The sequence below is a fragment of the Nocardioides sp. SRI_004 genome (assembly GCF_057586415.1).
This window is the reverse complement of the sequence record NZ_JBYCZV010000008.1, coordinates 174,819-183,398: the sequence shown is the minus strand read 5'-3', so window position 1 is coordinate 183,398 and position 8,580 is coordinate 174,819. Positions and strand designations below refer to the sequence as shown.

The following is an 8,580-nucleotide window of genomic DNA, read 5'->3' as shown; positions in this document are numbered from 1 at the left end:
GAGCTCCTTCTGGAGAGGCGGACCGCACGGTTGCGGACGTACGTCGATCGTATCGGCCGCCGCGGGCCGGCACGCAGCCGATTCCCGCGCCGGGACCCCCGTCGGGCTCAGCCCCTCTCCGCGCCCCGATCTCCGCCCCGGTCCGGGCCCCGGTCCGAGCCGGCGGCGGCGCGGCGTGCGCGGCCCGCCTCGGCGCAGCGGCGGAGCCGGCGGCGTACCTCGGGAAGGGCCGCGGGGCCACGCTCCTGCACGGCCGCGAAGGCGTGGTGGGAGCAGGTGGGCGTCAGGTTGCAGACCGCGGGCCGGTGCGCGGAGACGTTGACCTGGTAGGACCGGATGAGGCGCAGCAGCGTCCCGGTGGTCCCCCGCGCGCCCGCCACGGGCGGCGTGGTGCGGTAGCCGGCCAGCGTCGCCAGCACGAGCCCGAGCAGGAACGGGCTGCAGTCGGCGCACTCCGCGACGTCGCACGCGCCGTCCGCGCAGTCGCGTCCGCGCTTCCTCCGGCTCCGCCGGTTGCGGCGATCGCGCCACCACCCCATGGGTCAACCCTCCCGATCGGTCACGTCGGCCGGAGCCTAGCCAGTGTCGTCCGGATCACGCCTCGCGAAGGCAAAATGTCCGGCGTTCCGGCACGGCGCGGGACCGGCGCCCCTAGCCTCACCGGCCATGGGGACAGCACGCCGTGCGCTGTTCGCCTCGCTCCTCGCCGGCGGTGCCGTTGCCGCGGGCGGCTCCCAGGCGGACGCGGCCACGACCGGTACGACGCACGTACCGGTCTCTGCGCTGCGCGCCGGTGACGTCGTCGTCGGCCCCGGCGGCCTCGTCGTGCGCATCTCGGCGGTCGTCCGGACGGGGTCGCGCTACACGGTGAAGGCGATCAACCCCTTCGACGGCAGGGCGGTCGTGCTGAGGCCACGCATCGGCACGACCTTCGGCGGCACCCAGCGGTTCGTGCTCCTCCTGCGCGGGGTGCCGACGTCCGCCGTACCGCTGGCGCCGGAGCCGGTCGCACCGGTGCCCGCGGTCATCGACGGCGGACGTCCCTGATGACGACGATCCGGCTGCGTCGCGGGACCGCGGCGCAGTGGACGGCGGCGAACCCGGTCCTCGCGCAGGGCGAGCCCGGCGTCGACACGACGACGGGTGCGCTCCGCATCGGCGACGGCACCCGGGCCTGGCTGGACCTGCCGGAGTTCCGTGACGCCGGCGCGCTCGCCGCGCCCCAGCCCGCGCTCGACGTGGTGCGGGTCGAGTCGCTCACCGGTGGGACCTATGCGCTGGACCCGGTCGTCGCGACCTACTTCTCGCTCGACCTCGGCGGGGACGTGGCGCTGACCGACGCCGGATTCGTCGAGGGCCAGTCCGTCACCGTCGAGCTCGTCCAGGACGCGACCGGCGGGCGCGGGGTGACCCTGCCCTCCAGCTGGGTCGGGGCCGCCGCGGTGGACGTCGACGCGGAGCCGGGGACGCTCGAGCGGCTCGTCGTGTGGCGCGCGGCCGGGCGGATGAACGTCCAGCAGGCCGCCGGCGGGCCGTTCCCGCTGTCCGACTCCGGGGACGACCCGGACCACGACTCCTCATGACCGGCCCCATCGACGTCTTCGGCATCGCGGGTCAGTCGAACGCCGAGGGCCGGGGTGCGGCGGCGCTCGCGCCCGTGACGCTGGCGGGCCTCGCGTTCGAGCACCGCGGCCCGGGCGAGCTGGTGACGCCGGTCCTCGACCCGTGCCTCGGCGCGTCGAGCGGCTCGGCCTGGCCGGCCTTCCTGGACACCTTCACGGCCGCGTCGGGGCGCCCCGCCTGCGTCGTCCCGGCTGCCTCCGGCGGCGCCTCCCTGGTGGAGAGAACTCCTGCGCCGTACGGGTCCTGGTCGCCGGCCGGGACCCTGCGCGAGGCCGCCGCGGCGCGCTTCAACGGCGCCCTGAGCGACCTCGCGGACGCCGGCTGGGAGCCGGTGTGGCGTGGCGTCGTGTGGCACCAGGGCGAGCAGGACGCCCAGCAGTACCCGGACGTCGGCGGGCTGCGGGCGGCGTACACGGACGCGCTGCGCGCCCTCGGCGCGTGGCTCGCCGGGGCGGTGCTGCCCGGCGAGGTCTTCGTGCTGCGCCTCGGCGACCGCAGCGGCTACCGGGACGGGTACGCCGCCGTGCGGGCTGCCCAGGACGCGGTCTGCCTCGGCGAGGGCTTCACGATGACCTACACCCAGTGCGACCTCTTCCCCGCGCGCGGCTGGATGCGCGACCCGCTGCACTACGCGCAGGCAGGGCTCAACCACATGGGCACCCACGCGGCCCGCGCCGTGGCGACGCACCTCGGCCTCCTCGCCGAGGGTGCGCCGCCGGCTCCCACCGGGCCGACCATCGCCCAGCGGCTGCGCCAGGCGCTCTAGAGGGCGTCGGCGTACACGCGGCCGATGTAGCCGATCGGCGCGCCGCACGCCTCACCGATCGTCGGCACCAGCTGGGCGTTGCAGGCGCGGTAGCCGAGCTCGTGGCCGACCGCGAGGCCGTTGACCTGGAGGTTGAAGTCCTCGCCGTCGACCGGGTAGATCCGGAAGGTGCCGTTGGACGCCGTCAGCACCGTGCCGACCCGGACGTTGTCGACGGCGCGGCGCAGGTTGACCCGGGCGCCGGCGACCGGCGCGAGGGTGGCCGCGTCGACGACCTGGCCACGCACGAAGGACGGCAACGCCCACACCCGGCCGAGTGCCGTGCCGTCCGCATAGCGACGGGCGAAGGAGAAGTTCGCCTCCACGTACCGGGGGCTGCTGTTGCCGCCCACGATGCCGCCCTGGACCCAGTTGTTGCCGACCACCCGGACGTAGGAGCCGCCGGCCGGCAGGGGCCCGGTGCGCACGACCGAGAACCGGCCCTCGCTGTCGGTGGTCGTCGAGCCGATGATCGTGCCGCCCGGACCGGAGCGGAGCTCGATCCGTACGCCGGCCGCGGGGCGCACGTCGTCGAAGTCGTAGACGAGGCGCCCCGTGATGGGCGCGGGAGCGGCCTGGGCCGCCCGTGCTGATGAGCCGGCTGGAGCACCGGCGCTGGATGCCGTCGGCACCGCGGTGAGGGCCGCCAGGGCGGCGGCGAGGCCGAGGAGGACCACGAGAAGTCGCTTCATGGGTCCGTTGTAGGCCCGCCGGGCGTCGTAGCGCAGGAAAACGGCGAGAGCCGCGCTCTTCGGCGCGGCTCCTGCGTGGTGCTGGGTGGTGGTACTGGGTGGTGGTGCTGGGTGGGCGATACTGGGTTCGAACCAGTGCACCTGATATCCTGGGACCCAACCGCCGACCAGCCCGAAAGGGCCTCTGAGCTGCACAAACGTGCGCCTTCACCAGAATGCAGGAGTGGGCAAGAGTAGGCACCAGATAGCATGGCGATAGCACGTTGGTAGCACGCTGAGCGCTACTGGGAAGGGGCCAGTCGTGGCTGGAAAGCAAGGAGCGCGAGGCTTCGGCCGCGCCCGCAAGCTGCCGTCTGGACGATGGCAAGCATTCTACGGCGACCCACACGGCGCCGTGGGGATCTCGCGCACCGGCAAGCCGACGCCGGTCCGTCACGCCGCGCCACACACCTTCGACACGAAGCTCGACGCCGAGGCCTGGCTGACCGATGAGCGGCGCCTGATCTCGGCGGGCACCTGGACGCCCCCGAGCATCCGCAAGGCGCAGCGCGACAACTCCGGGATGCCGCTGTTCGGCGCGTACGCCGAGCAGTGGATCGCCGACCGGAAGGTCAAGGGCCGGCCGCTGGCAGCCCGGACCCGCGACCACTACCGCGACCTGCTCGAGCGGTACCTCCAGCCGTTCGCGACGCTGCCGCTCGACGCGATCACCCCCAGTCTGGTCGCCGGCTGGTACGACGACTTCACCCCGCAGACGAAGCGCCACCAGGGCCGCAGGACCGACGGCGGCACCACGAAGGCCCACACCTACTCGTTCGCGCGCGCGGTCATGAACACCGCGATCAGCGCCGACGGCCCGGTCGCTGGCCGGACGAACCCGTTCACGATTCGCGGCGCCGGCTCCTCCCCCGCCGCCAACCGGGAACAGCTCGCGACATCGGAGGGCGTTGACACGATGCTGGAGGTCATCCGACCCCAGTGGCGGGCGGCGATCCTCATCGGCCTGTGGACCGGCCTACGGATCGGCGAGGTCCTCGAGCTGCGCCGCAGCGACGTCGACCTGGAGCACCGCGTCATCCGGGTCCGGCGGGCGGTCTCGCGGTCGAAGGAGGCCGGCGTGCACGTCAAGGACCCGAAGTCCGCCAAGGGCATGCGGAACCAGCGGATCCCGAAGACGCTCGTCGAGCCGCTCACCCAGCACCTCAAGTACCACGTCGAGCGGAGACCGGACGCGCTGCTTTTTCCCGGCCGCGGCGGCGCCCACCTCTCCCCCTCGACCTTCTACGGTCGTGCTCCGGCCTACGGGAAGGGCGCCGAGGCGAAGGGCAAGTCCCGCGAGCGCGTCGTCCGCGAAGGCAACCGTGGCTGGTACCACGCCCGCGCCGCCGCCGGGCACCCCGAGCTGCACTTCCACGACCTCCGCGCCACCGGCGCGACCCTGCTCGCGCAGGCCGGTGCCCAGGTCGCCGAGGTGCAGGAGTTCCTCGGCGACTCGACCCCGGCCGCGGCGCTGCGGTACGTGCGCGCTGCACAGTCGCGGATGAACATGCTCACCGACAAGCTGAGCGACCTGGCCGAGGCCGGCGGCTGGTGACCTACAGCAGGATCGTGTCCATCTGCTCCGAGAGCCAGGCGCGTTCCCGGGGCGCCAGCGTGGACAGCCGGACGTTGAGGAGTTGCTCGTCGACCCACAGGTCTTCGGCGGTGCGCTCGTAGTCGGCGTGGTTCCAGGCGAGCGCGTTGCCGATCCTCCGGACCGAGGGCATCAGCAGACGTGCCGCCTGCCGCTCGACCAGTGACTCCTCGTAGAGCTTTCTGCAGACGCTGAACGGACCACGCAGGATGTGGCCGCTCTCGTGGCATATCGTGCCGCGCCTCTCCGCCTGGTCCAGGCCTTCTGCCATCAGGACGCGCTTCTCGCTGTGCAGAGTGAGCCCCCACCGTCCTTCCGGCAGCCAGTTGACCCACTCCACCTTCCAGTCGGTGAACTGGCCGATGAAGCGCCACGGGTGGTGGCCTCGGCGATCACGGCAACGGTGGCGGTCGAGCATGTCGGCGACCCTAGAGAGGGCCGCCGACAGATCACTGCTCCTCGTCGTCGTCGACGTTGAGCGGCGAGAACTTCCCCTGCCCGAGGCGGATCATGGGCAACACTGCCGGCACCCCGACCCGTGTCGTGAGGTCTTGGACGTGCTGCCGGATGTAGGGGAAGAGTGCGTGGATCGCGTACATCTGGATGAAGCGCTCCCGGAGCTCGTCGGCGAGCTGAAACGTCTGCGACTTGCGGTATGCCACGGCCAGGTCGATCTGCACCATCGCGCCCGGGGTCGGCTGATCGGTCCGGACCCGCACGGTCAGGAACTCCTCGGTGTCTCGGAAGAACACCTGCAGCTGACTGAGCTCGATCGGCGACTCGTCGTCTTCGTCGATCTCAACGAAGTTGCCGTTCTCGTCCTCCGTGCGCTGCACTGAGAGTCCGAACGCAGTAACGCCGGCGATCTCGAGCAGGCCGATTGCCTCCGTGAGGTCATCGACCGTGGGAACCTCGGATTCGGTCACTCAGGCCCCCACGGGCGCGACGGCCGATTCCCAGTCGCGGCGCGTGGCGATCTTGACCGTAGGCCCGCCTGTGTCGACGGTGATCGTGCCACCGTCCTGCCATCCGCATGGCACGTCGTCGGCCGCCATTGTCACGAAGCGGAGTCGCAGGCCCACGGCGCGGCTGTAGCGCATTACGGTCGACAGGCGCGGATCGCCGCCGAGGCGCTCGATGTTGGAGACGCGCGACTGAGTGGTACCCATCCGCTTCGCGACGTCCTTCTGGCGCATCTTCCGAGCGTCACGGGCGGCGATCAGCTTCTCGATGAGGCGGACGTGCTCTTCGGCGTCTTCCAGGGCGGCGCCGACGGTCGGGTCGTCAGCGAGGCCGGCTGCGGCGAACAGGTCGCGCTCTAGGGCGCGCTGAGTTTCAGTCATGGCTGGCGGTCCTTCGGGGGCTCCCGGGAGCCGTTGGAGGGCTCCCGACGTCATTCACGATATCGCCAATACGCGATACCGCAAGTTGAAACGATCATTCCTCTTCGTCTGTTCCCCACTCGCCTTCGAGGTACGAGGCGAGCCGGGTGGCGGCTAGGTCGACCGCGTCGCGGTCGAGATCCTTCTTCTTGAAGTGCACGTGCAAGCACAGGAGCACGAGGCCCTCATCGACCCGACCGAAGTACAGGCGGATGGCGCGACGATCACCGGAGATCCGGATCTCCTCGACCCCGTCACGCAGTTCCTTGTGATCCTTAGGCTGCGCCTCGTCCTTCGCGAATCGCTCCATGACCTTGGTCATCCGAGCCACTTCGTTGGGGATGAGCCTCATCTTCCGCAACTCGCGCAGGACGGGCGCGGGGTACTTCCACTCCATCACGCGGGGTTCATCCCCCCGGGATCCTGGCTCTCCTGGCCGACCTCATCCTGCTTCTCCCGCGCCTTCTGCACCTTGCCCTTGCGACCGGTGTCGCGGGCGGCTTCCGCTTGAGGTGCGAGAGGCGCCTTACGCAGCTCGACGACGGCGTTCACGCCACCGGCCCCGTCAGCGTCGGGCGCAGGACCGCCGCCGATCATGATGTCGATGACGCGCTCCAGGCTCTCGATCCGCTGACGCAAGTCGATGACTTCTTCAGCCAGGTAGTCGACCTGGCGGTCCAAGCCGTTGACCCGGGGCGCGAGGTCGTCGTGGTCAAGCGGGGGCGCCACTGGCGGTGCCGGCTCGAACCGACCGGTCTCGCTATTGACGACGAAATCCACGTGTTCGAACGGGTCGTACTGCTCGAAGAGAACCCGCTTAGCGGTGCCTTCGGTCCACGCCAGCCCGGTGTCGATCTTCCGCAGGGTCTGTGCGGGCTTCTGGCTCTGCCATTCGCCGGACTCGATCGCCGACTGGGTGGTGTCGCTGGGACCGCCGAGATCAGCCACTTCTCGCTGCGATCGCCCCATCGCCGTCCGCCACCGGAGGACGACTTGACCGAGGTAGAAAAAGTCAGCGCGAGGGGCACCCGGATCTGTCATGGGGCAACCCTCCTAGAAATCTTCGGCAAACCTTGGGCCGGTTTGGCAAACCCCATCCTCCCACGTCAGACCGCTTGGGAACTACACCTATGTGGTTCCGCAGGTGGGAGCCAAGTTTGCTGACATCTGGCCAATCTCTAGCCAAACTTTGCCGACTTTGCCTAAGGTTTGGCCATGGCCACCAAGTACGACCAGCAGCGGGAGCGGCGAACTCCCCCGCACGTCTCTCTTCAGGACGTTCGCTACCTGTCGGGTAAGACGCTCGACGAGGTCTGCGAGGCGGCGTCCGAGGTCCTCGGCAAGTCCCTCACCCGAGGCGCGCTGTCGGCCATCGAGAACGGACTTCGCGGAGCTTCGCGGCCCGTACTCGACGCCCTGGAGGTTGCGTACGGCCTTCGGGCCGGTGCGCTGACGACCAACTACGTCCCCCGCAACCGGGAGGAGGCGGCGTGACCACTCGGATCAGCCTCCAAGAGGCGGCGAAGATGCTCGGCGTCTCAGTCGACACGGTCCGGCGCCGCATCGCCGACGGCAGCTTGCCCGCGGAGCGCATCAAGGGCTCGCGGCTGCTCCGCGTTGACGTCGCCGACGTCGAGGCACTCCTCTCCCCCGTGCCGACCGCCGAGAAGGCGTCATGACGGGGCCCGCGCTGAGCGTCCGCATCGTCGCGGCGCTGCACGAGCACGTCACCCTCGTCGCCAGGCCGCGCGGCGTCGTCCACTTCCACCCCGGAGCACTCACCCGTTCTGGTCGCGCAGTCGCCGCGACGGCCCGGCCATTCTGCGGGACCCGGACACGGCGCCTTCAGGTCGTCGGCCGCAGTGTGGGCGACGTCGCCGCCGCGGTGAGCGGCCGCCGGTTCTGCCGGTCCTGCACCCACCGACTCCCGGACCGTCTGGGGGCGGGCCGGGACCTCCCCCTCGACACCCGCGAGCAGTGGCTGGAGGCGTACGGCGACCTCACCGTCGCCGACCTCCAGCTCGCCGCAGCGTGGTGCCAGACCGTCGACGAGACCTACCAGGTCGCGACCCTGCTGATGCGGGTACACGGTCCGAAGCCGATCCGGCCCACCAGCGACACCGGGCGGGCACTGCTCGCGGCGTACGACGCTGTCGAGGACCGGCGCCGGCGGCTCACCGCGGCGGCGATGACCGACGACGAGCGGGCCGCGGTCGAGGCTGCCCGCGAGACCGAGGTGTTCAACCGGCGCCTCGCCGAGAAGCAGCGGCGGAAGTCGATCGCGATCGAGAAGGCCCAGGAACGGGCCCGCGCCGGCGGCTACGTCACCCCCGGCGACCGGGAGCTGCTCAACAGCGCCTGAACCGAACGTCCCCCGCAACAAGCAGCGGCGTCTCCGACCCATCGGCCTGGCAGCCGGTCGGAGACGCCACCAACACCTTGGAG

Annotated in this window: 14 protein-coding genes; 7 read left to right on the top strand and 7 right to left on the bottom strand. The window is 71.0% G+C overall.

From position 1 onward, the window contains the following. Nucleotides 1-107 precede the first annotated feature (107 nt). Nucleotides 108-539 (bottom strand): membrane protein insertion efficiency factor YidD, encoded by a 432-nt coding sequence (gene yidD / locus AC2YHB_RS13280; RefSeq protein WP_179651666.1) that lies wholly within the window; start codon nt 537-539, stop codon nt 108-110. A gap of 127 nt (nt 540-666) precedes the next feature. On the opposite strand from yidD, the gene AC2YHB_RS13275 reads away from it, so the two are divergent. The 3 genes from AC2YHB_RS13275 to AC2YHB_RS13265 are packed head-to-tail and all read left to right on the top strand — an operon-like array spanning nt 667 to nt 2,389. Next, nucleotides 667-1,047 (top strand): hypothetical protein, encoded by a 381-nt coding sequence (locus AC2YHB_RS13275; RefSeq protein ID WP_487354121.1) that lies wholly within the window; start codon nt 667-669, stop codon nt 1,045-1,047. Continuing rightward, nucleotides 1,047-1,583, top strand: coding sequence for a hyaluronate lyase N-terminal domain-containing protein (locus tag AC2YHB_RS13270; protein ID WP_487354120.1), 537 nt, complete (start codon nt 1,047-1,049; stop codon nt 1,581-1,583). The genes AC2YHB_RS13275 and AC2YHB_RS13270 overlap by 1 nt, the downstream gene beginning before the upstream one ends. After that, the gene (locus AC2YHB_RS13265) at nt 1,580-2,389 is read left to right on the top strand and encodes a sialate O-acetylesterase family protein (protein ID WP_487354119.1); all 810 of its coding nucleotides are present in this window, start codon (nt 1,580-1,582) and stop codon (nt 2,387-2,389) included. The genes AC2YHB_RS13270 and AC2YHB_RS13265 overlap by 4 nt, the downstream gene beginning before the upstream one ends. Here AC2YHB_RS13265 and AC2YHB_RS13260 read toward each other — a convergent pair. Next, complete coding sequence (locus tag AC2YHB_RS13260) at nt 2,386-3,120, bottom strand: peptidase associated/transthyretin-like domain-containing protein (protein ID WP_179651670.1); 735 nt, start codon at nt 3,118-3,120, stop codon at nt 2,386-2,388. The genes AC2YHB_RS13265 and AC2YHB_RS13260 overlap by 4 nt on opposite strands. A gap of 301 nt (nt 3,121-3,421) precedes the next feature. Here AC2YHB_RS13260 and AC2YHB_RS13255 point away from each other — a divergent pair, with 301 nt between their 5' ends. Then, nucleotides 3,422-4,714: a tyrosine-type recombinase/integrase gene (locus AC2YHB_RS13255; protein WP_487354118.1), complete on the top strand. Its 1,293-nt coding sequence runs from the start codon at nt 3,422-3,424 to the stop codon at nt 4,712-4,714. 1 nt (nt 4,715) lies between these two features. Here the strand turns inward: AC2YHB_RS13255 and AC2YHB_RS13250 are convergent, their stop codons facing one another. The 5 genes from AC2YHB_RS13250 to AC2YHB_RS13230 form a co-directional block, all read right to left on the bottom strand. After that, entirely contained in the window at nt 4,716-5,171 is a 456-nt protein-coding gene (locus AC2YHB_RS13250) for an ImmA/IrrE family metallo-endopeptidase (RefSeq protein WP_487354117.1), read from the bottom strand. 31 nt (nt 5,172-5,202) lie between these two features. Then, nucleotides 5,203-5,679 (bottom strand): hypothetical protein, encoded by a 477-nt coding sequence (locus tag AC2YHB_RS13245; RefSeq protein WP_487354116.1) that lies wholly within the window; start codon nt 5,677-5,679, stop codon nt 5,203-5,205. Continuing rightward, nucleotides 5,680-6,096 carry a helix-turn-helix domain-containing protein gene (locus tag AC2YHB_RS13240; protein ID WP_487354115.1) on the bottom strand — a complete coding sequence of 139 codons (417 nt, stop codon included), beginning with the start codon at nt 6,094-6,096 and terminating at the stop codon, nt 5,680-5,682. It lies immediately after the preceding gene. 94 nt (nt 6,097-6,190) lie between these two features. Further along, nucleotides 6,191-6,535 (bottom strand): hypothetical protein, encoded by a 345-nt coding sequence (locus AC2YHB_RS13235; protein WP_487354114.1) that lies wholly within the window; start codon nt 6,533-6,535, stop codon nt 6,191-6,193. After that, nucleotides 6,532-7,083 carry a hypothetical protein gene (locus AC2YHB_RS13230; protein WP_487354113.1) on the bottom strand — a complete coding sequence of 184 codons (552 nt, stop codon included), beginning with the start codon at nt 7,081-7,083 and terminating at the stop codon, nt 6,532-6,534. Before AC2YHB_RS13230 ends, AC2YHB_RS13235 begins: the two co-directional genes overlap by 4 nt. A gap of 267 nt (nt 7,084-7,350) precedes the next feature. Between AC2YHB_RS13230 and AC2YHB_RS13225 the strand changes: the two genes are divergently transcribed. The 3 genes from AC2YHB_RS13225 to AC2YHB_RS13215 are packed head-to-tail and all read left to right on the top strand — an operon-like array spanning nt 7,351 to nt 8,497. Continuing rightward, nucleotides 7,351-7,629: a hypothetical protein gene (locus AC2YHB_RS13225; protein ID WP_487354112.1), complete on the top strand. Its 279-nt coding sequence runs from the start codon at nt 7,351-7,353 to the stop codon at nt 7,627-7,629. Further along, nucleotides 7,626-7,814 carry an excisionase family DNA-binding protein gene (locus tag AC2YHB_RS13220; RefSeq protein WP_487354111.1) on the top strand — a complete coding sequence of 63 codons (189 nt, stop codon included), beginning with the start codon at nt 7,626-7,628 and terminating at the stop codon, nt 7,812-7,814. Before AC2YHB_RS13225 ends, AC2YHB_RS13220 begins: the two co-directional genes overlap by 4 nt. After that, a complete protein-coding gene (locus tag AC2YHB_RS13215; RefSeq protein ID WP_487354110.1) occupies nt 7,811-8,497 on the top strand; it encodes a hypothetical protein in 687 nt (228 codons plus the stop codon). The genes AC2YHB_RS13220 and AC2YHB_RS13215 overlap by 4 nt, the downstream gene beginning before the upstream one ends. Nucleotides 8,498-8,580 lie beyond the last annotated feature (83 nt).

What these genes read in the sequence shown, in the direction of transcription:
- yidD (WP_179651666.1), bottom strand. Translation starts at nt 539, where the DNA reads ATGGGGTGGTGGCGCGATCGCCGCAACCGGCGGAGCCGGAGGAAGCGC.
- AC2YHB_RS13275 (WP_487354121.1), top strand. Translation starts at nt 667, where the DNA reads ATGGGGACAGCACGCCGTGCGCTGTTCGCCTCGCTCCTCGCCGGCGGT.
- AC2YHB_RS13270 (WP_487354120.1), top strand. Translation starts at nt 1,047, where the DNA reads ATGACGACGATCCGGCTGCGTCGCGGGACCGCGGCGCAGTGGACGGCG.
- AC2YHB_RS13265 (WP_487354119.1), top strand. Translation starts at nt 1,580, where the DNA reads ATGACCGGCCCCATCGACGTCTTCGGCATCGCGGGTCAGTCGAACGCC.
- AC2YHB_RS13260 (WP_179651670.1), bottom strand. Translation starts at nt 3,120, where the DNA reads ATGAAGCGACTTCTCGTGGTCCTCCTCGGCCTCGCCGCCGCCCTGGCG.
- AC2YHB_RS13250 (WP_487354117.1), bottom strand. Translation starts at nt 5,171, where the DNA reads ATGCTCGACCGCCACCGTTGCCGTGATCGCCGAGGCCACCACCCGTGG.
- AC2YHB_RS13240 (WP_487354115.1), bottom strand. Translation starts at nt 6,096, where the DNA reads ATGACTGAAACTCAGCGCGCCCTAGAGCGCGACCTGTTCGCCGCAGCC.
- AC2YHB_RS13225 (WP_487354112.1), top strand. Translation starts at nt 7,351, where the DNA reads ATGGCCACCAAGTACGACCAGCAGCGGGAGCGGCGAACTCCCCCGCAC.
- AC2YHB_RS13215 (WP_487354110.1), top strand. Translation starts at nt 7,811, where the DNA reads ATGACGGGGCCCGCGCTGAGCGTCCGCATCGTCGCGGCGCTGCACGAG.